At 68.6% G+C, this 22,871-nt stretch carries 23 protein-coding genes; 12 read left to right on the forward strand and 11 right to left on the reverse strand.

The annotated features are described in order from the left end of the window. On the reverse strand, nucleotides 1-1,651 hold a 1,651-nt coding region (locus ACFHW1_RS13430), incomplete at its 3' end, for an IS1182 family transposase (protein ID WP_416615520.1). Nucleotides 1,652-1,763: 112 nt separating this feature from the next. On the opposite strand from ACFHW1_RS13430, the gene ACFHW1_RS13435 reads away from it, so the two are divergent. Next, nucleotides 1,764-2,375: a DUF6879 family protein gene (locus ACFHW1_RS13435; RefSeq protein ID WP_416557626.1), complete on the forward strand. Its 612-nt coding sequence runs from the start codon at nucleotides 1,764-1,766 to the stop codon at nucleotides 2,373-2,375. A gap of 72 nt (nucleotides 2,376-2,447) precedes the next feature. Here ACFHW1_RS13435 and ACFHW1_RS13440 read toward each other — a convergent pair whose 3' ends face one another. After that, a complete protein-coding gene (locus ACFHW1_RS13440) occupies nucleotides 2,448-2,699 on the reverse strand; it encodes a type II toxin-antitoxin system VapB family antitoxin (protein ID WP_416557627.1) in 252 nt (83 codons plus the stop codon). 104 nt (nucleotides 2,700-2,803) lie between these two features. Here ACFHW1_RS13440 and ACFHW1_RS13445 point away from each other — a divergent pair, with 104 nt between their 5' ends. Next, on the forward strand, nucleotides 2,804-3,370 hold the full coding sequence (locus ACFHW1_RS13445; protein ID WP_416557628.1) for an RNA polymerase sigma factor: 567 nt from the start codon (nucleotides 2,804-2,806) through the stop codon (nucleotides 3,368-3,370). Continuing rightward, the gene (locus ACFHW1_RS13450) at nucleotides 3,363-4,340 is read left to right on the forward strand and encodes a CU044_5270 family protein (protein ID WP_416615522.1); all 978 of its coding nucleotides are present in this window, start codon (nucleotides 3,363-3,365) and stop codon (nucleotides 4,338-4,340) included. Before ACFHW1_RS13445 ends, ACFHW1_RS13450 begins: the two co-directional genes overlap by 8 nt. Nucleotides 4,341-4,525: 185 nt before the next feature. Here ACFHW1_RS13450 and ACFHW1_RS13455 read toward each other — a convergent pair whose 3' ends face one another. From ACFHW1_RS13455 to ACFHW1_RS13465, 3 genes are all read right to left on the reverse strand, one after another. After that, nucleotides 4,526-4,720 carry a DUF397 domain-containing protein gene (locus tag ACFHW1_RS13455; RefSeq protein WP_416569348.1) on the reverse strand — a complete coding sequence of 65 codons (195 nt, stop codon included), beginning with the start codon at nucleotides 4,718-4,720 and terminating at the stop codon, nucleotides 4,526-4,528. Nucleotides 4,721-4,841: 121 nt separating this feature from the next. Next, nucleotides 4,842-5,048: a DUF397 domain-containing protein gene (locus ACFHW1_RS13460; protein WP_416615524.1), complete on the reverse strand. Its 207-nt coding sequence runs from the start codon at nucleotides 5,046-5,048 to the stop codon at nucleotides 4,842-4,844. Further along, on the reverse strand, nucleotides 5,045-5,941 hold the full coding sequence (locus ACFHW1_RS13465) for a helix-turn-helix domain-containing protein (RefSeq protein WP_416615525.1): 897 nt from the start codon (nucleotides 5,939-5,941) through the stop codon (nucleotides 5,045-5,047). Before ACFHW1_RS13465 ends, ACFHW1_RS13460 begins: the two co-directional genes overlap by 4 nt. Before the next feature lie 138 nt (nucleotides 5,942-6,079). Between ACFHW1_RS13465 and ACFHW1_RS13470 the strand changes: the two genes are divergently transcribed. The 4 genes from ACFHW1_RS13470 to ACFHW1_RS13485 all read left to right on the forward strand — a co-directional run bounded on the left by ACFHW1_RS13470 (nucleotide 6,080) and on the right by ACFHW1_RS13485 (nucleotide 8,584). After that, nucleotides 6,080-6,409, forward strand: coding sequence for a hypothetical protein (locus tag ACFHW1_RS13470; protein WP_416615527.1), 330 nt, complete (start codon nucleotides 6,080-6,082; stop codon nucleotides 6,407-6,409). A 159-nt stretch (nucleotides 6,410-6,568) separates the two neighbouring features. Then, on the forward strand, nucleotides 6,569-7,252 hold the full coding sequence (locus tag ACFHW1_RS13475) for a DUF433 domain-containing protein (protein WP_416553797.1): 684 nt from the start codon (nucleotides 6,569-6,571) through the stop codon (nucleotides 7,250-7,252). Further along, nucleotides 7,249-7,683 (forward strand): hypothetical protein, encoded by a 435-nt coding sequence (locus ACFHW1_RS13480; RefSeq protein WP_278110879.1) that lies wholly within the window; start codon nucleotides 7,249-7,251, stop codon nucleotides 7,681-7,683. Before ACFHW1_RS13475 ends, ACFHW1_RS13480 begins: the two co-directional genes overlap by 4 nt. 31 nt (nucleotides 7,684-7,714) lie before the next feature. Then, on the forward strand, nucleotides 7,715-8,584 hold the full coding sequence (locus tag ACFHW1_RS13485; RefSeq protein ID WP_416553801.1) for a DNA-processing protein DprA: 870 nt from the start codon (nucleotides 7,715-7,717) through the stop codon (nucleotides 8,582-8,584). An 80-nt stretch (nucleotides 8,585-8,664) separates the two neighbouring features. On the opposite strand, the gene ACFHW1_RS13490 is transcribed toward ACFHW1_RS13485, so the two are convergent. The 5 genes from ACFHW1_RS13490 to ACFHW1_RS13510 form a co-directional block, all read right to left on the reverse strand. Next, nucleotides 8,665-9,150: a hypothetical protein gene (locus ACFHW1_RS13490; protein WP_416553803.1), complete on the reverse strand. Its 486-nt coding sequence runs from the start codon at nucleotides 9,148-9,150 to the stop codon at nucleotides 8,665-8,667. Beyond that, nucleotides 9,147-9,608, reverse strand: a complete 462-nt coding sequence (locus tag ACFHW1_RS13495) for an NUDIX hydrolase (RefSeq protein ID WP_416615528.1) — start codon at nucleotides 9,606-9,608, stop codon at nucleotides 9,147-9,149. The genes ACFHW1_RS13490 and ACFHW1_RS13495 overlap by 4 nt, the downstream gene beginning before the upstream one ends. A gap of 25 nt (nucleotides 9,609-9,633) precedes the next feature. Further along, the gene (locus tag ACFHW1_RS13500; protein WP_416553807.1) at nucleotides 9,634-10,434 is read right to left on the reverse strand and encodes a protein phosphatase 2C domain-containing protein; all 801 of its coding nucleotides are present in this window, start codon (nucleotides 10,432-10,434) and stop codon (nucleotides 9,634-9,636) included. Between the two features lie 93 nt (nucleotides 10,435-10,527). Then, nucleotides 10,528-11,586 carry a hypothetical protein gene (locus ACFHW1_RS13505; protein ID WP_416553809.1) on the reverse strand — a complete coding sequence of 353 codons (1,059 nt, stop codon included), beginning with the start codon at nucleotides 11,584-11,586 and terminating at the stop codon, nucleotides 10,528-10,530. Next, nucleotides 11,583-12,548, reverse strand: a complete 966-nt coding sequence (locus ACFHW1_RS13510) for a hypothetical protein (RefSeq protein WP_416553811.1) — start codon at nucleotides 12,546-12,548, stop codon at nucleotides 11,583-11,585. Before ACFHW1_RS13510 ends, ACFHW1_RS13505 begins: the two co-directional genes overlap by 4 nt. Nucleotides 12,549-12,819: 271 nt before the next feature. Here ACFHW1_RS13510 and drmA point away from each other — a divergent pair, with 271 nt between their 5' ends. The 3 genes from drmA to drmC are packed head-to-tail and all read left to right on the forward strand — an operon-like array spanning nucleotide 12,820 to nucleotide 19,077. After that, entirely contained in the window at nucleotides 12,820-16,428 is a 3,609-nt protein-coding gene (gene drmA / locus ACFHW1_RS13515; protein ID WP_416553813.1) for a DISARM system helicase DrmA, read from the forward strand. After that, complete coding sequence (gene drmB, locus ACFHW1_RS13520) at nucleotides 16,425-18,269, forward strand: DrmB family protein (RefSeq protein ID WP_416553815.1); 1,845 nt, start codon at nucleotides 16,425-16,427, stop codon at nucleotides 18,267-18,269. Before drmA ends, drmB begins: the two co-directional genes overlap by 4 nt. A gap of 13 nt (nucleotides 18,270-18,282) precedes the next feature. Continuing rightward, on the forward strand, nucleotides 18,283-19,077 hold the full coding sequence (gene drmC, locus ACFHW1_RS13525; RefSeq protein WP_416553817.1) for a DISARM system phospholipase D-like protein DrmC: 795 nt from the start codon (nucleotides 18,283-18,285) through the stop codon (nucleotides 19,075-19,077). A gap of 80 nt (nucleotides 19,078-19,157) precedes the next feature. Here drmC and ACFHW1_RS13530 read toward each other — a convergent pair whose 3' ends face one another. Continuing rightward, nucleotides 19,158-20,396 carry a hypothetical protein gene (locus ACFHW1_RS13530; RefSeq protein WP_416553819.1) on the reverse strand — a complete coding sequence of 413 codons (1,239 nt, stop codon included), beginning with the start codon at nucleotides 20,394-20,396 and terminating at the stop codon, nucleotides 19,158-19,160. Nucleotides 20,397-20,673: 277 nt separating this feature from the next. Here ACFHW1_RS13530 and ACFHW1_RS13535 point away from each other — a divergent pair, with 277 nt between their 5' ends. Together ACFHW1_RS13535 and ACFHW1_RS13540 are read left to right on the forward strand one after the other, a co-directional pair. Further along, nucleotides 20,674-21,930: an alpha/beta fold hydrolase gene (locus tag ACFHW1_RS13535; RefSeq protein WP_416553821.1), complete on the forward strand. Its 1,257-nt coding sequence runs from the start codon at nucleotides 20,674-20,676 to the stop codon at nucleotides 21,928-21,930. A gap of 16 nt (nucleotides 21,931-21,946) precedes the next feature. Then, nucleotides 21,947-22,870, forward strand: coding sequence for an NAD-dependent epimerase/dehydratase family protein (locus ACFHW1_RS13540; protein ID WP_416553823.1), 924 nt, complete (start codon nucleotides 21,947-21,949; stop codon nucleotides 22,868-22,870). Nucleotide 22,871: the final 1 nt, after the last annotated feature.

Consider the following 22,871-nt stretch of genomic DNA (forward strand, 5'->3'; position numbering starts at 1 on the left):
TGCGGGCATCGCTGGTGTTCCTCCCAGGTTTCGATGTCTCCATCAAACCCGGTGCGGGACAGTGTTCGAGTCTGGTCTTGGGCAGGCCCCGGTAACGGGCGGTACGGGTTCCGGTGACATGGGTGCTCTGGCGCATGGTGCCCTCGATTCCGGCGCGGGCGGCGTAGCGGGCCTTCCACTCGGAGGTGTTCTGCTGGATGCGGGCAGCGGTGAGGGCTTCGTGTAGGTCACGGGGGTGGATGGTGATCTGGCGGCGGGTGCCGCGGGTGCATTCCTGGCGGGTGGGGCAGGGCTGGCAGACGGTCTTCGGCCAGGACACCACGATGGTGTCGGTGTCGCGTTGTCGGCAGGGTGACCAGCTTGTGCTGGTGTTGCCCTGGGGACAGACGCCGTGGCGGGTGTCGAAGTCGAAGGTGAACGCGGCTTTGTCGTAGCCTTGCCCGGCGCGGGCCTGGGCGGACGGGTCGATCAGCATCGGGGAGATCAGGGTGATCCCGTGCCGGCGGGCGGCGGTGACGATGATCTCGGCGGACGGGTATCCGGAGTCGACGAGGTGTTCGGCGGGAGTCAGTGCCTTGTCGGCCAGTCGCTGGTGGATGATGGCGGTCATGGCCGAGTCCGGGACGGTCGCGGTGGTGGTGGCCACGTTCGTGATCAGGTTCGGGTGTTCTCCGCGCCCGGTTTCCCGGCCGGTGGTGCCGGTCGGTGGGTCGCGGGTCTCGGTGAAGTGGACCTTGTAGCCGCCCCAGCCGGTGTCGCGTTTGATGCTGTATCGGGCGTCCAGGTCGTATGGGGAGATGACGCGGTCTCTGCCGGGCGGGACACCGTCCCCGTCCGGGGCGTGTTCCCGCCGTCGCACCTCCTGCCCGGCGTTGTCGGTGTCCCGGTAGAACTGCTGGATCCAGATCAGGCGTAGCGTCTGCACCGCTGGGATCTGTGCCAGCCACTGCGGCGCGTCCGGGTGGTGCGCCGCGTCGAGCAGGTGGTAGCCGTCGATGCCGTAGCGGACCATCAACTCGTCGCGTCTGGTCCGGCTCTCGGGTAGGCGCAGGTTGTCGACGCGGGTGCCGTAGACGCCGGTCCAGGAATCGTCGATGACCGAGGTGAGCCAGTGCGGTGCCGCCGCGGCGAGGGCTTCCAACGCCGCCCGTAGTGTCTCTCCGGCCAGTTCGAGGCGGTTGAGGTCGCGGATCGCGCCGAGTATGTGGGTGGAATCGGTGCGCTGGCGGCCCCGGGCCTTGACCAGTCCGAGCCCGGCCAGGCGTTGCAGCAGGGCGTCCAGGGCCAGGCTGGTCAGGTCACCGGCGACCAGCCGGTCCCGGAACTCCGACAGGACGGTGGGGTCGAAACCCGGATCGTCGAGTTCCAGACCGAGGGCGTATTTCCAGGTGATCCGGTCCCGGACCGCGTCGGCGGCCTGACGGTCGGTCAGGTTCTCCGAGAACTGCAACACGCTGGCGGTCATTAACTGTGCCGGGGAGATCCCCGGCCGTCCCCGGACCCCGAACGCCGCCGAGAACCGGGCGTCGTCGTACACCTGGCCGAGTTCGTCACGGATCCGCGTCGCGAGGTTCCCGTTCCGGAACGCCGCCCGCGCCATCCGCGCGGTCTGCTCCGGAACGTCTGGCCACGGCCTCGGTTGCATCGACATGACCACACAACCCTACTGACCCACCAAAGGAGACGGGTACACGGCCGAATAAGCCATCAGGGTCTAGAGGGTGACGATTAGTGGATCACAAGGGCAAGGGTGGAGATGCCTGATGCATGAAGTCCTCGGCGATGACCCAGGTGAGCTGCTGACACTCGACGACTACCTGACCGACTTCTACGAGCACTTCTGGCGGATAGAGTCGGTCGGCTTCTGGAAGCTGGAGCGGCAGCAGTTCTTCAAGGAGCCCGGCAACAAGAGCTGGGAGGCCTTCGTCGACGGTCGGTGGGATGAGTCGCTTCGGTTGATCGACGAGCAGCGCGACGACTTCGCCGACTACTACGGCCGGATCGCGCGACAAGGCTTCGTCAACCGGCGGGTGCGAGTCGTCGAGAAGCAGATCATCCCGTACCTGCAATGGGAGCTGCACCTGCTCCGGCTCCGTCACGAGTACGGCGGCCTGACCAACGTCGTCGGTCCGGAGCAGGTCGCTCCGTACGAGAACGGGGGTCCGCTGCCGGAGATCTATACGCTCGGTCTCGACGTGATGTACGAGGCGGTCTACGACGACACGGGTGTGCTCGCCGCCGCCCGTCGCTTCACCGAGCCGGGCCTGATCGCCCGGTGTCAGCGCCTTGTCGAAGGGCTCTATCACCAGGGCGAGCCGCTGGACTCGTTCTTCGATCGTGAGGTAGCCACACTGGATCCGGCTACCGGTGGATGAGGCCAGGCATGCTTGCCGGTCACCCGTTGACGGCGGCGCACGCACACACCGAGAGATGCACGCAGTACCGGATCACGCAGCGGGTGCTTTGCCCGCTGCCCGAAGCTCCTGCCAACCCTCGTAGTCCCAGCCCTGCGCTACTGCGGCGTGGTGATCGAGTGCCGCGATGCGACGGTGCCGTGCGGCGTACTCGCGCAACGCGAGGTTCACGGTTTCCTTCTTGCGCCTGGCCCCGGAGAGGCGCATCGCCTCGGCCAACGCCTCATCGTCTAGGTCGATCTGCGTGACGGTCATCGTCGCCTCCGCCAGGTCTGAGTTCTTCAAACACAACCAGCATGCACCCTCAGTTGTCCTGTCGGCTGTCATAGTCCGGCTTCCAGTGACACATACGTAGGTGGGAGGTCCAGGTCAGCGGCGATGGAGGTGTGGTGGCGGAGGGAAAACGGCACGACGAGCAGTGGTTCGACGAGGTGTACCGGACGTTCTATCCCAGTCTGGTCAGGTACGGCTACCGCCGGCTGGCGGACACCGACGCCGCCAAGGAGCTTGCCCAGGAGGCCTTCGTCGTCGCCTGGCGGCGACGTGACGAGGTGCCTGCCCACCTGCTGCCCTGGCTGTACGGCGTAGCGCGAAAGCTCCTCGCCAACGAGTGGCGTGCTCGCCGCCGGAGGCCGGAACCGATCGGCTTCGCCGAGCTTGCCGACTACACGCTTCCCGGCTCGCTTGAGGATTCGGTGGCAACCATCATCGACCTGCGGCGTGCACTGTCCACCCTGGGAGACGACGATCAGGAAATTCTTCGGCTCATCGGCTGGGAAGGACTAAAAACTGCTGAGGTCGCCGCCGTGCTGAACTGCTCGCGGCTCGCTGCTTCGGCCCGTCTCATGCGCGCTCGGCGGCGTTTTTCGGCCGCGCTGAAGGAACGGCGAGTCAACCCTGCTGAGCATGAGCCAGTCTGGAAAAGGACCGTCAGGAAGGTGGCGTCTGGTGCGTGATCAGCGGAGTCTCATCGAGCTGATGAAGCTTGCCGACCCGGCCAGGGATCTCGACGTGGCTACACCACCCACGAACCCGCTGGATTTCGTCCGAACCGCGCCGGTGCTGGCGCCGGATGTCGAGGTGCCGAGGCACCGGGCGGACCGGCGCACCCTCGTCGGCAGTCTCACGATTCTGACCTTGGTCGCGGTGGGTGCGATGGTGCTCCTCAACCCGCTGCGTCAGCCGGCTCGAGCCGTCGCCGCTACTCCACCGCTGCTCGCGTTCGAGTACGAGGACAACCCGCTGTCAGCCCGGCCGTACCTGCTCGACCTTGCCGAGCGGTTGACCGACGACGGCGCAGAGCGCGCAGGGCCGGTGACCTACGTCCGAACCGAGGCGTGGAGCCTCGATATCTCGGCCGAGGGTGGGGAAACCACCAGCGCGGTGATCCCGTTGGAGCAGGAGATCTGGCACGCTCCCGACGGTTCGGCGTTGCGGAAGGTGACATGGCCATCTGCTGGCCCTGGGGCCGCGCCTGCGGAGTCCATCAGGTACGCGCCGGGTGAGTGGATCACCCCGACCCCATCGCCGCCGTCCGCCGATCTCGCCCAACTCAAGGCCCAGGTGTACGCCAACCAGCCGCAGGAGAACGGGCTCAAGTCGGCTGTTCGGGGCGTGGCTGACCTTTACCAGGGATGGGTGATCTCGACCTCCGTTCGGGCGCAGCTGCTCCGATTCCTTGCCGAGCATGAGGACCTCAAGTACCGCGGCCACGTCACAGATCGGGCCGGCCGTACCGGGATCGCGATCACCGCTGACTCGGCTGGAGCGCAGGACATCGTCATCCTCGACGAGGCCACTGGTCAGCTGCTGGCGCACGAGAGCGTGATCGTATCCGGCGCCCAGGCACTCGCTGAACTTCCAGCAGTGTTCTCGTACGTCCTGCTCTTGGAGGCGGAGCAGGTCGCAGCGATCCCGTCCCGATGATCTTGTCGTCGGTATAAACCGACTGGAGTGGCAGGCTCGCGGACAGGATGGCTTCCTTTCACCGCTGTCCAATTCTGGCCGGCAGACCGTGAACCAGATTCCCGGGGCGTGTCCTCCACCGGTCAGGCCTACTCAAGCACGCGTTTCACTGTCGTTCGTCAGCCAGACTGACATCTACAACAAGATCAGGGTTGGTTGGGGGTGTGCTTGAGGCCGGTGACGAAGCTGGTCCAGGTGGTGGCGTCGAAGGCGAGGGTCGGGCCGGTGCGGTCCTTGGTGTCGCGTACGTCCACTTGGCCGCCAGCGAAGCGGACCTCGACGCAGTTGGCGTTGTCGGAGCTGCGCGACGACTTGAACCAGTCCCGGTCTTTCCTGACCATCCAGATCTCCTCAACGGCTCGGTCGAGCAGCGGCCAACGGGGGTTGGGCGGGCTGATCCGGGTTGCCGGACCAGCCCGTGTAGCTGATCTCGGGGGAGCCCAGCCCAGCAGGGGCCTGCGGTCAGGGCTGGGTGGGGGTGTGCTTGAGGCCGGTGACGAAGCTGGTCCAGGTGGTGGCGTCGAAGGCGAGGGTCGGGCCGGTGCGGTCCTTGGTGTCGCGTACGTCCACCTGGCCGCCAGCGAAGCGGACCTCGACGCAGGCGGCGTTGTTGGAGCTGCGCGACGACTTGAACCAGTCCCGGTCTGGGGTGCCGACCTGCGGGGTCATCCCATCTCCTTGGCTATCTGGCGGATCAGCGCGAGTGAGTCCTGCGAGCTTAACGCGCGTTCCTCAGCCTCAGCGAAGGTCATCGTGTAGTCGGCTACGCGAGCGGACTGGTCGATGATGTCGCTGGAGGTCAGGACTTCCTGCCAGACCAGGTCAGGCAGCCGGGGCGATGGGAACGAGAGGATTTGGAACGGCCCGCCGAGCGCGGGGTGTGCTCCTGCGGTGAACGGCACGACCCTGATTCGGATCTGATCCGGATGCGAGGACACCAGCTCGGCCAGGTGGTTGAGCTGGTCGTGCATGACCGCTGGGCCGCCGATCTGCTGACGGAGGACTGCCTCGCTGATGACGGTGCTCACGTTCAAGGGGTTGGGGCCGGTCAACCGAGCCTGCCGTGCCATGCGCGCCTTCACTCGCCTGGTCATCTCGGTGAGCCGGACGTAGGTGTTGCCGCCACGGATCACGGCACGGGCGTACTCCTCGGTCTGGAGCAGCCCGTGGAGTAGCTCGTTGTCGTAGCTGCGGACGTGATCCGCGCCGGCCTCGTAGCCGAGGAAGCGGAGGAAGTCAGCGGGGAAGAGTTGAGAGTACTGGTGCCACCAGGCACGACGGGTTGCGCCCACCCGCAGCTCTTCCAGCTCGGCTGCGTCCTCCGGATCGATTTCGTAGATCTCGATGAGTTGAGCCAGTCGACCGGCTGGCAGTTTGACCCGGCCGGCTTCGACGCCCGAGATGTACGCCTGGGCGATGCCGGTCGCCTTGCCGGAAGCAACCGCTGTCATGCCCAACTCCTCACGGCGCACGCGCAGCCTGATGCCGAGTTCCCATGCCTGCACGGTGGGCGAGACGTCTGCGCCGTCGGTTGCCTCTTGGCCCGTCGGTGACTGGATCATGTTCCTCACTCCTTACAGGACCGGATAGCAGGGTGAGCCTACTTCAGGAAGTCGCCACAGACTAGGGGGTTGATATAACAAACGACTTCCCTGATGCTAGTCACGGTCGGCAGTCCCGCCGCAAACGAGGAGGTTCCCGTGTACCGATTCGGAAAGTTGATCTACCAGCAGGAGGCGGAGGAGCGGTACGGGTTCTCGCTCTGCCTCATCGGCAATGCCGGCACGCGCGACCAGACGTACGACCTGCTCGGAGTCATCCGGGTCGCCGTCGACCCGCGTCAGCCGGAGAAGCTGGGGGAGAACCTGCGCGGCTGGGCGATCGCGACCCTGACCGCCGGCGGCCACGGGTTCGGCTGCTACCACGCCACCTTCAGCACCCTCGACGAGAACGACGAACCCGAGAGCGACCTCGGCAACCTCGACATCAACTGGTCCGGCTCGGAAGTCCTCGTCCCTGCCGCCGAATAGCCGTGCTCACCGAAGCGGCAGCGGCCCGGCTGCTCCGCGTACCGCACACCGAGGTGAGGCCCATCCACGCTATCCGTGGAAGTTGACGTGGATGGGGCCTCGCCTCGGCGTGCTCGTCGCTACCCCACAGCGACGGCGACCAGGTGCCAGAATGATGCCATGACCAGTGTGCTGGAGCGCGAGATGTTTTCGGAGGCGGTGGCAGCCCGGCTGCTGCGCGTCCGGCAGTCGACCCTGCACTACTGGCTGGAAGGATCGCAGCGAAGTAGCAAATCCTACAAACCGATCCTACGCGACAAACCGCGCGGCACTCGAAACGTGACCTGGGCGGAGTTCGTCGAAGCCGGCTACCTGCGGGAGTACCGACAGACACACAACGTGCCGATGAAGGAGCTCCGTCGGTTCATCGAGCTGCTGCGTGAAGAGTTCGGCGTGCCGTACCCGCTTGCTGATCGACGTCCGTTCGTGTCCGGTCGGAACCTGGTCTACGACGCCCAGACCACTGCCGGCCTCGGGGTCGACTACTGGATGGTGGCGGTGGCGGGCGACCAGCTCCTCCTCACGACGCCAGCGGATTCCTTCATCCGGCGGGTCGGTTGGTCAGGCGACGTAGCCGTCAGCTACAGCCCAGACGCCAACCTGGAATCACCGGTACGCATCCAGCCGGATGTCCGCTTCGGCAAGCCGTCGATCAAGGGCGTGAGCACCGAGGTCATCGCTGAGCAGCATGACGCGGGCGAGGACGCGGACGCGATCGCCGAGATGTACGCCCTGGACGCCAGCGACGTATCGTGGGCGTTGGCGTACGAGTTCTCCGTGCGGGCTACCGCCAAAGCTGCATGACCAGGACCAAACCGGCGGGAGTCCGCTTCTACTTCGACGCTGATATTCGTGGTCTCGGCATCCTCCTGTCTCGCATCCGCTCGGACGTGACGTACCCGGGAGACCCGGGTGGTGAGGTCCACAAGCGTCTCCGCCCGCCGTGCGTTGTCACCGACGTCGCAGCCAGGGACGACGTGTGGATTCCGCAGGTTACCGAGCAGGGTTGGCTGATTGTGACCCGTGACCGGCACATCCGGACTCGCCCCCGAGAGATCGCCGCCGTCCGCGAGTACGGAGCCCGGATGGTCGCCCTGACCGCCGCCGAAGCGACGAACACCTTCAACCAACTCGAGGTGGTGATGTGTCGTTGGCGGGACCTGGTCAAATGCCTCGATCGGCCTGGTCCGTTCATCTACGCTGCGACCCGGACGAGCTTCGAGCCAGTCATGTGATCCCAGCACCAATGCCATGAGCGGACTGGCGATGCTTGAGCTTGCAGCTTTGGTCGCTCTGCTGCGCCGATCAGCGGCGAACTGGTCGGAGGTCGTCCTCGACATCCAGGAGACCGGCAGCGCCACGCAGGTGCTCGACCAGGCATTGCGTCAGCCCGAGGCGCTGTTCCCAGATCCGACCAGCTCAGCCGACGATCTGATCTCAGCCGCTGCCGACGAGATTGCCGGATGGCGGGCGGACGGGATCGGCGTACACGCCTACTTCGACGACAGCTATCCCGCCCAGTTGCGCGGCATCAAAGAGGCGCCTCCGCTGCTGTTCACCCGTGGCGAGCTGCGGCCCAACGACCGGGCCATCGCCGTCATCGGCAGCCGCAAGGCGTCAGCGCGCGGATCCGGCATCGCGCGATCGGTAGCCGAGACGCTGGCCAACCGGGGAGTGACGGTCGCCAGTGGGTTGGCTCACGGCATCGACACCGCCGCCCACACCGCAGCCCTCGCCGCCGGTGGCCGCACCGTCGCGGTCATTGGCACCGGCATCCGCAACTACTATCCGCCGGCCAATCGGCGGCTGCAGGACCACATCGCCGACGTCGGCCTGGTGGTCAGCCAGTTCCGGCCCGACGCCGGCCCCACCCGGCAGAGCTTCCCGATGCGCAACGCGGTGATGAGCGGGTACGCGGCAGCGACCCTTGTCGTCGAAGCCGGCGAGACCAGCGGCGCCCGGATCCAGGCACGCCTTGCCCTCGGGCAAGGCCGGCCGGTGATCCTGACCAGCCATGTCATGCGAAGTCGATGGGCGCAAGCCTTCGCCACCAGGCCGGGCGTCCACGTCGTACGCAGCACAGCAGAGCTGATCGAAGCCGTCGACGGCATCCTCAACCGACTCCCACTCACGTAGACAGCCGTAGCGGAAGCTCTTGTTGATCGAGCGCCTGTGCGGCGAAGCCATGATCCGATGGTCGATCGAGATCCTGTCGTTCATGGCGTCACGCTGGTGATGGTGTGCAGCATGGCGAACTCGCCGCCACCGGTAAGGCAGTCGGGGGAGACGTCGGGCAGGTCGAGGTCGCTGGTCGAGGGGTTGGTGTAGCCGCCACCGCCGACGACCCGGCTGCCGATCGCGATCGGCTCCCGGCCTGGCGCCTCGACCCCGGCGACCTGCCCACCGTCCCGCCACACCGTCGTGCCGGGCGGCCAGACGGCGACGTTGCGCATCCCGTCCGGCCCGGTCGTCGCGTCCGGTTCGAGGACGAAGCAGTCCGCGTCGGCCAGGTGACGCAGATAGCCGTCGATCTGCGCGTCGTCGCCGCCGCGCCGGACGTCGTGGACGAGCAGCGCCGGGTCCGACTCGGCCATGGAGACCGGCGGACTCGACGTACAGCCGAAACAGACTGCGGCCGACAGCGCGGCGAGGAACACCTGAGCAAGCCGGCTACCCCGGAGGCAGCTTTCCCGCCCGGTCATGTCGTCGCGGGTTGCGTCGAACCGGAGACGAGGTCACGCCAGCGGGTGATCGTCGCTTTGTACGGTGCCGGCATGTGCAGGTCGGGCACCTCGTCGTAGCTGAACACACCGAGTTCCTTGTGCTCGTCGATGTAGGTCAACTCCTCTTCACTGGTGTAGACCGCACCGAAGCTGACGATGAACACGTGTCGGAGCGGGGTGATCTCGTACACCCACGAGTCGATGATCCGTACGCCGGTGATGGTCAGGCCCAGCTCCTCGGCTACCTCCCGGCAGACGCCCTGCTCCGGGGATTCGCCGACCTCCAGCTTGCCGCCGGGTAGCTCCCACTCGTCGCGCTCGTTCTTCAGCAGCGGCACCCGACCGTGGTGGTCGACGACCAGCTTCACCGAGATCGGCAACTGGTACTCGAAGTAGCCCGGGTTGCGTTCGACGAGGTATGGCGGCCGGTCGGACATGGCAGGTGCTCCCATCTGTACTGCCTCAGCCCGCGCAGATCAGGACGGCGGCGACGTCGTCGGCGCGTTTGAAACGGTCACCGCCGACGGCCGGGTCGCTCTCCGTCTGCCGGATCAACTTCCCCAGGTACGCCACCCCACGCTCCCGGGCCTCGGCGACGACCTCGGACCACCCGGCGAAGAGCTGGTAATCGGTGACCAGCCGGGCGAACCCGTCCGTGCAGAGCAGGATGTGGCCGGTCCCTGCCCAGTCCGCGGTGATCCGGTGCGGGACGAGGCGGCGTTGCGGGTGGCCGGAGAAGACCGACTCGACGTCACCGGAGGTCATGGTGTGCCGGCGTCGCTGCTGCATGGCGGCGACGACCATCGCCGGGTCGGTCTCGCGGGCCCGCACCGCCGCCGCCTCTCGCCCGTCGAAGTAGCTGGTGGCGAGGACACGGGTGGTGTCGCCGTCGATGACAGCGGTGGCGTCACCGATGCGGGTCAACTCGAAGCCGTCGCCCCGGTCGACACATAAGCCGATCGAGCAGGCCGGCGGCATCCGGTCCGAGGGGAAGCCGTACGCCTCCTGCTGCCGATGCACCTCGACGGCGATCCGCTCCAACAGGTCGGCGCCACTGCCCTGATAACCGTCCGTCCCGGATTCTGTGAGGAGCGCCCCGACCAGGTCGACCAGCCACACCACGTCACGCTCTGCGGGCAGGGCAGCAACGTCGTACAGGTCGGTGGCACCGTCGATGACCCAGGCCAGCGAACCCGCGTGGCCTACTCGGTCCTCGTTCGACCTGGCCCCGCCGGCTGTGGTGACCGAATCCCGAATCTTCATCTTGATCCAATCCTCGGAACGAGTGCCAGCAGGCTTCCATTTGAGCGAGGGCTGCCGAGTCAGCCTTCCGGGAACGGGTCGTGGATGAAGAAGTTAGGCGGTGCTGGCCAGGGGGCGAGGGCTGATGGCTGCTTGAAGCTCGGGGTCGACCATCTGGAGCGCGGCATCGAAGTGGTGCTGCAGGTTGCTCACCAGTCTGGCGACTGTGTTGCCACAACCATCCTTCCCCAGGTAGATCCTCATCCAGTCGTTGCCGACATCGATCCGTAACTGCTGCCCCACGTGCAGATCCACGGCCGCGACTTCCGCGACGCCGTCAGCGGTGACGGCTGGGCGGCCCCAGAGCCGGAACGGCGCTCTCGATGAGAACAGTTCGCTGAGGAAGGCATCTTGATCATGAATCTCTTTGCTGAATCGGATAGCGATCGGCCCGCCCGTCACGTTGCCGCCGCCATCCTCGGTGCCAAGGGTCGACCAGGAGATGGCCTTGCTTTCACAGAGCGTCACCAGCTTGCTGTACCGGCTCACGGCCCGGCTGACGAAAGCGAGGTGCAGTGGGAAGGAGTCGCCGGACGCGACGAACTTGCCCATCCTACTGACCGCTTCCCGTACTCCACCGAAGTCGGGGTCATCGATATGGCTCTCGATCCGATCGAACGGAACGGCGTCGCGGTAGTCGCTGCGTGAGAGGAAGTCAAGGAACGCCTCGGCGTTGCGGCCAGACAGTTGGAACCCAAGCTCCTCGGTTTCGGCTCCGGCGGATCCGAGCAGAGCCGTACCCTTGAAATTGGTACGCACGCGCCGCGTCTGGGCGTTCGGCCACATGTGCCGTAGATGCTCGGAGGGCAGCCACATCCAGTCGAGGTCACGGCGGTTGGCTACCCAGCCGTTGACCAACGAGCCGGCATTCTTTGTCGGCATGTCCGTGTGCAGGCTCCAGAACCTGGGGTTGAGTTGATCTACCCAGAAATAGCCGAACTCGGTGTGGACCTTGAAGAGGAAGGCGTCGGTGCTTTCCTCGACCCGGCCGGAGCCGGTGAGCCCACGCAGACACTCCAACGGATCCTCTACATGGGCCTCCACGACGAACGTCTTGGTGGGTGAGGTAGGGCTCAGTGCAAGTTCATCTGCCATGGCGGCCCGTGCGGTCAAGATCCACCTCCCTGCTCGTCTTCCTCCTGCGACTCCTCCAGGCCAGTATCCGCGACCTCTAGCTCTTGGAGCAGGTCCAATTGTCCATCAATCTCGGCGCGCCCTGGGCGTTTGATCCCTTTGGTCACCTTTCCGATGCTTTGATATGAGGTGGTGCGGCCTCTGTGATGAAGATCCTCAGGAGTCTTCCTGAACTGGATACGGTCTTCGGATCGAGTCGCTGTGCGTCGCTCGAACGCGAACCATGCAGGCTCGCGGTCGGCGACACTTCGAGCAACCTGAGTGACGAGGCGCCTGAGTCCGGTCTGCGCCTTTTGTCCGTAGATGCTGTAGTAGGGGGCGACCCGCTCGGTAAGGCTAGTCATTGTGACGGCTGGTGCTCTGTGCGTGAGCATGGCGACGAGCGCCGCTAGGACGTACTCCTCAGCTACCTCTACCGGAGAGTCGGGGTCGAACGGAATGATCGAAGGTGGTGGGCCGGCCAGGTCTACGCCTTCGCCGAGAGCCCTGGTGAGTAGTCCTGACGCATGCTCCCTGTTGTGCAGGTCGACGCGTCGGTGAGCGACCGCAAGCAGGGGCGCAGACACTCCCGCACTCTCCAGGCTCAGGCTGATCCGGCTGGCGTGCTTCGACAAGCAGATGTATAGCGTCTCCAGCGTCGGCGGGGTCCGGTGCGTCAGAGTCACGCCTGCGGCCTGCACCAACGACTCAGGGCCCATCGCCGCGTATGCGAAAGCCTGCCGCACCTCGATGTTGGCACCGGACTTCGCTTCGCACTGCACCAGATGATTGCTGGCCTCGTGGAACAGTAGGGCATCGATGACGGCATTGCCGGCGTCGCCGCTGGCGGGAATTTCCAGCCCGGCTGGGCGAAATCCTGCCTGAGCCAGCACGGGCGGAGTGATATCACCGGCCGTCAGCAGCCCGAGCAGGGCGTTGATCGGCAACAGCCGCGCCTCCAATGGCTGACCCTCCTTCGTGATCGCGAGATGACGACAGTAGCGCCGTACGGCCAAGGACCGTACGGCGGCGCACCGTGGCGCGAAGTCATGGCCTTTTGATTTGTCCACATCGGGATGATGGTCCAGGTTCAGCGGGCGATATTGATCTTCAGTTCGCTCATGATCGACATTTGCCGGACGGTCAAAGTACTCAAGTGATCATGCTTTCCGGTCGGCAGGTGCAGTCGATCGCATGAGGACGGTTTTGGTGGGAGCCGTTACGGTGGCGGGCATGGGTGAGGCGGGCGTACTCGGCAGACCAGACGCGGGCGTGATCCGCGACGAGCTGCAGGCGCTGGTCCTGGCCGACCTGCTCGGGCCGCTCGACGGGCCGGACGAGGAGTTCGGCACCCAGGAGAGCCCGCTCGACCGCTACCTGCTCGGCCGGCTCGCCCCCAACGGCCAAGCCGTCGAGCCCGACACCCAGGACGAGCTCTCCGACGCCAGCGCACCGGACATCATGGAGGGCCAGCCGGAGCCGAGCGCCCCCAACGTGCCCAGCCTCGCCCCGTCTGCGCTCGGCTTCACCGCCACCGTGGACGGTGCCGCCACCGCGCTGCGGGTCACCGGCGGCTGGGGCCGCTACGACCGGGCCACCTCGCAGCGCGAGGAATACGCCGGCCGGGTCTGGCAGCGCCAGAGCTACGGCGGCACCATCATCGTCGTACTCGCCGAAGGCCCGCTGCCGCCGCAGGCCCCCGACCCGGACCAACCCGACATCGTGGTACGCGGCCGGGCCCGCCGCCGCGACGGCCGCTGGCTGATCTCCCTGTTCCTGGAGAACCGGCAGCGGCCCGGCGCGCGGCGCGACGCCAGCTCCTGGATCTTCCAGGTGGAGCTGTCCGCCACCGGCGACGGCGACCAGCCGGTCTTCTGGCCCCGACCCGAGCAGATAACCGGCGGCGACGCCTCCGACCAGGCCGAACGCCGCCGGCTCGCGATGGCCTACCGCTTCCATCCCGAGTACGCCGTCGGCCACGGCACGGCCGTGCGGGCCGACCCGGCCGCCGGTGACCACGCGCTGCGCGCCCACCGGATCCGCACCTGCCCGGTGCCCGTACACGAACTGCCGTTCACCGACGTGCCGACCGCCGACACCGACCCCGATCTGCCGGAGCTGGCCGCCGTCGAGCTCGACATGAAACGCCTCGCCGAGCTGGCCGCCACCCCGGCGGCCGCCCCAGCCAAAGGCTCGGCACGCGGTCCAGCCGGTGATCCGCTGCTGGCGGCGCTGACCCCGCTCGTCGACGGCTACCGGGCCTGGATCGCCGGCAACGACGCCGCCGCCGACCAGCCGCACCGCCGGCTCACCGAACACCGGCAGCAGGTCACCGAGGCGCTGCGCGACGCCCGCCGGGCCGCCGACCGGATCACCGCCGGCATCGGCCTGCTCGCCACCGACCCGGCCTCCCGCCGCGCCTTCGGCTTCGCCAACCAGGCGATGTACCTGCAGCGGGTGCACACCAGGGTCGCCGACGCCCGTCGCGAACACCCCGGCCTCGGGCTCGCGGCGGCGACCGACGCCGCCGACCAGCCCGACAACCACCGCTGGCGGCCGTTCCAGCTCGCCTTCCTGCTGATCAACCTGCCGGCGCTGGCCGACCCCCGGCACGCCGAACGCACAGAGGATCTACAGCGAGCCGTCGCCGACCTGCTGTGGTTCCCGACCGGTGGCGGCAAGACCGAGGCGTACCTCGGGTTGACCGCCTTCACCATCGCGATCCGCCGGCTGCAACCCGCCTACGGTGGCCTGGTCGCCGCCGACGGCCTCGCCGTGCTGATGCGCTACACGCTGCGGCTGCTCACCATCCAGCAGTTCGAGCGGGCCGCCACCCTGATCTGCGCCGCCGAAACCCTGCGCCGTGCCGACGAAACCACCTGGGGTGACACGCCGATCCGGATCGGACTATGGGTCGGCGGCAAGGTCACCCCCAACCACACCGACCAGGCCCGGCAGTGGCAGCAGCAGCAGCGTGGCCGGCGCGGTGCCGCCACCCGGGGCCACGGGTCACCACACCAGCTGACCAGCTGCCCGTGGTGCGGCAGCCGGATCGAACCCGGCCGGGACATCATGATCGACCCGACGTACCGCCGGACCCTGGTGCGCTGCCCCGACGTCGAATGCCCGTTCGGCGAGCTCGCCGGCTTCGGCCGGCCCGACGACCAGCGCGGGCTGCCGGTGCTCGTGGTCGACGAGGAGATCTACCGGCACCCGCCGGCCCTGCTGATCGCCACCGTCGACAAGTTCGCCCAACTGGCCTGGAAGGGCGAGACCTCAGCGTTGTTCGGGCAGGTCAGCCGGCGCTGTGAACGGCACGGCTACGTCACCGAAGACCTGGAGCGCACCGACTGGGAAGCGACGTACCACCGGGCCACCGGCAACGCCGGCCCGGCCCGCATCGTCGACTGTCCCCGACTGCGACCCCCCGACCTGATCATCCAGGACGAGCTGCACCTGATCTCCGGGCCGCTCGGCTCCCTCGTCGGCCTCTACGAGACCGCCGTCGACCGGCTCGCCACCTGGCAGCCGATGACCGGCCACTCGACCCGGCCCAAGGTGATCGCCTCCACCGCGACGGTCCGCCGAGCCCACCAGCAGATCGGCGCGCTGTTCCACCGCAGCACCGAAGTGTTCCCGCCGCCCGGTCTCGACGCCGCCGACAGCTTCTTCGCCCGCCAACGTCACCCCGACCAGCGTCCCGGCCGGCGCTACATCGGCATCTGCGCCCACGGCACCCGGATCAAGTCGACCCTGATCCGGGTCTACGTGTCGGTCCTCGGTGCCGCCCAGAAGCTGCACGAACGCTACGGCCGAAACGACGTCACCGACCCGTACATGACCCTGGTCGGCTACTTCAACAGCCTGCGCGACCTCGGCGGCATGCGACGCCTCGTCGAAGACGACGTCTCCACCCGACTTACCCGCGCTGACGAACGCGGCCTCGCCCGCCGCTACGACCCGCTGCTGGAGGAGCTGACCTCCCGGATGCCCTCCGACGCGATCCGGCCGCTGCTGGACCGGCTCGCCGTCCGGTTCACCGGCGGGCGCGGCAAAGCCGGCCCGAGACCGATCGACGTGCTGCTCGCCACCAGCATGATCTCCGTCGGGGTCGACGTGTCCCGGCTCGGCGTGATGGTCGTCGCCAACCAGCCCAAGTCGGCCGCCGAGTACATCCAGGCCACCAGCCGGGTCGGTCGCGCCGCCCCCGGCATCGTCTTCACCGTCTACAACTGGGCCCGCCCCCGCGACCTGTCGCACTACGAACGCTTCGACCACTTCCACGCCACCGTCTACCGGCAGGTCGAAGCGCTGTCGGTCACCCCGTTCGCCGATCGGGCCATCGACCGCGGCCTGACCGGGGTGCTGGTCGCCCTGATCCGCAACCTGGAACACACCTACAACGGCAACCTGAGCGCCCAGCACTTCGACCGCTACGGCCCCCTCGCCGACCACGTGGTGCGTTTCCTCGCCCGGCGCAGCGACGTCGCCGCCGACAACGCCGTACGGCAGCGGGTAGAAGACGAGTTGGAGGCGCGGCTCGACGTGTGGGCGCGGGAACGGGCCATGCCCGCCCGGCGGCTCGCGTACGACAAGCCGCGCCGCAGCGACGACATCGCCGGGCTGCTGCACCGCCCCGAGGAGGGCCGCTGGCGGCAGACCACCTGCCCGACCTCGCTGCGCGACGTCGAACCCGGCGTACAGCTGCAGCTGCAGCTCACCGGGGCCGCCACGGCGGAACCACCGCCACCGTTCGTCCCCCGCGTCGATCCGGCGACCGGCGTCGGGGCCGCCGCCGGTGGGGCCGCTGGCGGAGCCGACGGGCCGGAGGCGCTGGCGTGAGCGACCCACAGCAACGGCAACTGCGGGTCGGCGCGCTGCGCCCCAACCAGCTGCTGCACACCTACGGCATCGGCTCCGTCGCCGACCTGCCCAGCCTGTCGGTGATGCCGCTCGGCCTCGAGCACTGGGAGTTGGCCCGCGCCACCGTCATCACCGAGGACCGGCTGCTCGCCGCCATGCGCGCCAAACTCGGTCACCAGGTGCAGGCGCTGCGGCTGCCGCCACACCTGCCGGAAACCTCCGACCCGTACGCCGAATGGGCCCGCATCGGGGTGCCGGTCGCGTTGTTCCCCGCCTGGTTGCGCTGCTCCGACACCCGGTGCAACCGGCTCGCCCCAGTCGAGTCGGGTCTGTTCGAGCTGGTCTCGGCGCAGACGCCGGACAAGGTCCGCTACGTGCACACCTGCCGGGGCAACGGCGGCGGCCGACCCACCGCCGTACCGGCCCGGTTCGTGCTGGCCTGCGGAAACGGCCACCTCGACGACTTCCCCTGGTCGTACTTTGCGCACCGGGGCAGCGACCCGGGTGCCGGGCACCCGCTGCAACTGTCCGAACGCGGCAGCACCGGCGAGACCACCAACATCTTCGTCACCTGCGATGCCAACGGATGCCACGCCAGCCGGCCCATCTCGGACGCGATCGGGCTCGCCGACCGCAACCTGCCCGCCTGCCGGGGCCGCCACCCGCACCTGGGCAGCTACGAACCGTGCGACGCGACGCCGCGCACCCTGGCGCTCGGCGCCACCAACAGCTGGTTCGCCATGCAGGCGGCGGTGTTCAGCGTGCCGAAGGCCGAACACCCGGTGGACCACCTGGTCGCCGAGTTCTGGCCGACGCTGAGCGTGCTCGCCCCGCTGCCAGCGCAGACCGGCACGATGATCCTGCCCACCCAGACCTGCTGGCCCGAGCTGCAACCGCACGGAGTGGACAAGGTGTGGGCGGCGATCCAGCGGCGGCACGAAGCCGGCGACGCCCCCGGCGGCGGTGACTGGGACAATCTCGACCTGCACCTGCCCGAGTGGCGCGCGTTCACCGCCAGCGTCGGCGCGGCACTGCCGGACTTCACCACCCGGCCGGAGCCGGTCCCGGCCGGGCACCGGGACTGGCTGAGCCAGGTGGTGCTGGTGCCCCGGCTGCGTCGGGTCGCCGCACTGTACGGCTTCACCCGCATCGACGCCCCCGAGCGGGACGTGCTCGACACCCCGGACCAGTGCCGCGCACCGCTGTCCGCCGAGCCGCCCACCTGGGTGCCGTGCGCCGAAACCCGCGGTGAAGGCATCTTCCTGCGGTTCACCGAGGAACGCATCGTCGCCTGGGAGCACGACCCCGCGGTCAAGGCCCGCGAACAGCTGCTGATCCGGGCCCACGACAAATGGCGGGCGCAGCGCCAACTACCCCCCGGAGCCTGGCCCGGCCTGCGCTACCTGCTGCTGCACACCCTCGCGCACACCCTGATCCGGGAGCTGGCGCTGGAGTGCGGCTACAGCGCCTCCGGCATCGGCGAGCGGGTGTACGCGCGTACCGGCGACTCGCCGATGGCCGGGGTGCTGCTCTACACCGCCGCCCCGGACAGTGAAGGCACCCTCGGCGGCCTGGTCACCCTCGGCCGGGCCGACCGGCTCGGCCCACTGATCGACCGCGCGTTGCACGGTGCCCGGCTGTGCAGCTCCGACCCGCTCTGTGCCGAACACGACCCGACCGTGCATGGCCGGCTCGCCGGAGCCGCCTGCCATGCCTGCCTGTACGCCGCCGAAACGTCCTGCGAAGGCGGCAACCACTACCTGGACCGGTCGTTGCTGGTCGACACCCTCGCCGACAGCGAGTGCGGCTTCTGCCGGTGACCGGCTGCCAGCGGTGAACCCGTCCGAGGCCATGGCGCAGACCGTCGCCGAGCTGGCCGCCGAGCTGCCGGCCGGGCACGTCGCCGGGTGGGCCGGTGTACTGGCATCAGTTCAGCGGCCGGACGCCACCGTCGAGGCCGCGCTGATCGACGCCCGACCGGGGTACGCGGTCGCCGGTCACGCCAGACGGCTGGTCGCCGCCTGGCGGACCCACGCCCCCGGCCTGCCCGGCCCGGCCGTCGCGCTCGCTCTGCGCAGCGCCGCCCACCTGCAGCGACGGGCCGAGGCACGGCGTACCGAACTGGTGGTCAGCGGGCCGAGCAGCCCGGCCGTCGCGGTTCGGCTGACCCGGTCGGTGGTGGTCGAGTTGATCCGGCAGGCCCGCCGGTCGCTGCTGATGGTCAGTTTCGCCGCGTACGGCGTCGCCGAGGTCGTGGCCGAGGTGTCCGCCGCCGCCGACCGCGGCGTCCGGGTCGACCTGGTGTCCGAGAGCGGCGCCGCCGACGGCGGACCGCTGCGCGGGGTGACCGGAGCCGACGTCTTCGCCGGCCTCGGTGACCGGGTCGCCTGCTGGCACTGGCCGGCGGCGCGACGACAGCCGGGCCGGTCACTTCCGGCCCTGCACGCCAAGGTGATCGCCGCCGACACCGAGGCCGCGCTGGTCAGCAGCGCCAACCTGACCGACCGGGCGCTGTCGGACAATCTGGAAGTCGGGGTGGTGGTGCGGGACGCGGCGGTGGTACGACGACTCGTTGACCACTTCGCCGCGCTGATGGAACCGCGCACCGGAGTCCTGCGGCGACTCTGACCGGTAGGTCGCGGCCTCACAAGGCACCCGGCCCGGGGTGTCCGCCAGCGGACACCCCGGGCCGGAAGACGGGGCAGGGATCAGCTGGCGGTGGCCGGCCGGTCGTCGGCGAGCTCGCGGCGGGTCTCGAAGCGGGTCGGCGCGGCAGCCCGGCGGGCCGGGCCGGTGCAGAGCTCAGCGATCTGGGCCTCGGTCATCGGGCCGCCCCGGGACCGGGTGACGCCCAGGTGGTCGGGGACCTCGACAGTCGCCTCGAAGTCCCAGATGTACCACTCCTTGCGGCCCCAGGCCTTGTTCTTCAGCTTGATCTCGATCGTGCCCTGGGCGGTCTGCAGCTTGGGGCTGCGGTCCAGCGCGGCCCAGCCCGACGGGCCGGCGTTGAGCGACGTGGTCCGGGAGACCGTCGACTCCCAGTTCCACTGCCGGCCGATGCTCTGGCTGATGCTCGTCGACACGTTGCTCAGCGCGCTGGAGCCGAAGGTGGTCGCGGGCACCTTGGCGGTCATGCTGATCGACCCACCGGTGGTGTCGGACCATTCGACCGACAGGCTGTTGTCGTACGGGGTGCAGTTGAAGTGCGAGGCGACCTCGTGGAAGCCGGCGGTGGTCTCGGTCACCGGCGTTCCCGGAACGAACCGGCAGGACACGGCCCGGCTGTCGCAGTGCTCGAAGAGCTCCGCGCGGGACGGGCCGTCCCAGAACCTGACCGAGCTGTACTGGTTGTCGGCGGGCACCCGCGCGAGCTGGTCGTTCGAGTACCACATGTGGGGGGTGCCGGACTGGTTGGTGTTGACGTAGTAGTTGCTGGCGCAGTCGGTGACGTTCTTGTACGAGCTGATCACGTCGCTCCAGCCGGCGCCGGCGCCGGCAAGGTTGTTGAAGTAGAAGTACTTGCCGCCACTGCAGGTGCCGGATTGCGAGATCATGCTCAGCGAGCCGCCCAAGAAGTTGGCGTCCCGGTACGCGATCCCGAGCACCACCTGGGCGGCTGCGGCCCTACCCGCGGCCATGGCGCGGGTGGCGGTCTCGCCGGCGGCGGCGATCCGCTCGGTGGTCGCCGCGTCGAGTCGGCTGCCGTCGCGCGGGGCGTCGGTGACCGCGCCGTCGGTCGCCACCTTCATCGCGGTCCGGAAGTCGCGGTAGCAGGCCAGCTCATCGGTCGACTCGTAGAGCAGGCAGTCGGCCATCTCCGCGGTGGGCACGGTGGAGGAGGCGGCGGCCGGGGTGCTCACGGCGAGCATCGGACCCAGCATCAGTACGGACAGGACGGTCGCGGTGCGGGCGTGTCGGAACATCCGACGGCGTTGCAGGAATGTCATAGCACGAAGCCTTGCAGCGCTGAACCGCGCAGACTTGGTGGCGATCGAAGGATTCACTGAGGAAAATATGAGGAAGGATTGCGGTCGGTGACCCGTGCGGTGGATTTATGTGATCACTGCAACGCCAATTCTGACCGGAACGCTACACCATTTCTGTCGGGTCTCAAACAGTCCGACTGTGAGAGGTGCTGCTGACCTGCGCATCCGGGCCCACACCAGTCGGAGCTCAAGATCGTCCGCCGAGGGGTGGGCGCGAATTGGGCGGTACGCTCAGCCGATGGCCGGCGACACCTACCGCTTCGGCGAGTACGAACTGGACATGGCCCGCTACCAGCTGCGGCGATCCGGTGAGCCGGTCCACGTGGAGCCCCGGGCACTCGACCTCCTGCAGTACCTCATCGAACACCGGGACCGGGTGGTGTCGAAGAACGAGCTGCTAGACCAGGTGTGGGGCGACCGTTTCGTCAGCGAGGCGGCGCTGACCACCGGGCTGCGTACCGCCCGGATCGCCGTCGGTGACACCGGCCGTCACCAGCGGCTGATCCGGACCGTGCACCGGCGGGGCTACCAGTTCGCGATGCCGGTGACGGTGACGAGGGCCACTGACTCCGCCGACCCTGGGTCGGAGCCCGCCGCGTACCCGACCCGACCGGCACCGGCCCGGTCGGTCGTCGCCGGGGAGACCGGCGGCGCGGACCGCCAGGTCGTCCGGTTCTGCCGGGCCGACGACGGCACCCGGATCGCCTACGCCAGCGTCGGATTCGGCCCGCCGCTGCTCAAGGCGGCCAACTGGATGACCCATCTCGATCTGGAGTGGACCACCCCGGTGTGGTCGCACTGGCTCAACGGGCTGGCCCGGGACCGGCAGCTGGTCCGCTACGACGAGCGGGGGTGCGGCCTGTCCGACTGGGACGTGCCGAGCTTCTCTTTCGACGACTGGGTCGACGACCTGGACACCGTGGTCGAGGCGGTGGGGCTGGACCGGTTTCCGCTGCTCGGTGTCTCCCAGGGCGGTGCGGTGGCGGTCGCGTACGCCGTGCGCCGGCCGGAGCGGGTCAGCCGGTTGATCCTCGCCGGCGCGTACGCCCGGGGCCGCCAGGTCCGGGCCCGCAGCCAGGCCGAGCGGGACGAGGCGGCCCTGGATCTGAACCTGGCCCGGGTCGGCTGGGCGCACCAGGATTCGAGTTTCCTCGGCGTCTTCGCCTCCCAGTTCCTGCCCGAGGGCACCCCGGAGGAGTTGGAAGAGTTCATCGGCTTTCAGCGGCGGACCACCTCGGCGGCGAACGGGGTCCGGTTTCTGGAGGAGTTCGCCCGGATCGACGTCTCGGACATCGCCCACCGGGTGCAGTGCCCGACATTGATCCTGCACTGCCGCGACGACATGCGGGTTCCCGCCTCGCAGGCCAGCGAGCTGGCCACCCTCATCCCGGACAGTCAACTGGTGCTGCTGGACAGCCGCAACCATCTGCTCACCGCCTCGGAGCCGGCCTGGCCGGAGTTCCTGGCCCAGATCGACGCATTCCTGACCGACTGACCAGAGGAGAGCCGACATGAGGATCCTTGTCGTGGGCGGGTCCGGCCTGATCGGTACGCACGTCGTCGACCTGCTGCGCGAGCGCGGCCACGCGGTGACCACGGTGGCACGGACCGCCCGTACCGGGGTCGACCATGTGCTCGACGTCGAGACCGCCTCGGTCGACGATCTGCGGCCGCTGCTCACCGGCCACGACGGCGTCGTGTACGGCACCCGGGTCGACGAGCAGCGGGTGCTCCCCGCGCCGATCCATCCCGTGCTGCGCAGTGAACTCGTCGATCCCGTGGCGCGGATGTTCACCGCTGCCCGGCACGCCGGCCTGACCCGTGGGGTCCTGCTCGGCTCCTACTACACCTACCACGACCGGCTTCGTCCCGAGTGGCGGCTCGGCGAGCGGCACGCGTACATCCGGTGCCGGCTGGAACAGGCCCGGCAGGTGCGGACGGCGGCCGGAACCGACCTGCCGGTCACCGTGCTGGAGCTGCCGTTCGTCTTCGGCCGGGCCGGTGACCGGCTGCCGAACTGGGCCGGTCCGCTGGACCGGTGGGCACGGTCGGCGGCGCCGCTGCTGGTCCCGGTCGGCGGAACCGCCGCGGCCTCGGCCGGCAGCGTCGCCGTCGCGGCGGTCGACGCGATCGAGGGAGCGTGCGGCGGGGACGTTCCGGTCGCCGACGCCAACCTGACCTGGGTCGAGATGGTCGGGCGGATCGCCGAGGCGGTGGGCCGGCCACGCCCGGTCCGGCGGCTGCCCTCCGGTGCGGTCCGCGTGGCCCTGCGGGCCGGCGGCGCACTGCAGGCGCTCGCCCGCAGGGAATCCGGGCTAAACCCCGCTCACCTGGCCGACCTGCTCCTCGACGAGCTGTTCATCGAGCCGCTGACGGGCCGGTCGCTCGAACCGTCGTTGCAGGAGACCTTCGTCGCGTCACCTGCCGGCAGGTGAG

Source organism: Micromonospora sp. LOL_014, from assembly GCF_048060245.1.
GTDB lineage: Bacteria > Actinomycetota > Actinomycetes > Mycobacteriales > Micromonosporaceae > Micromonospora_E.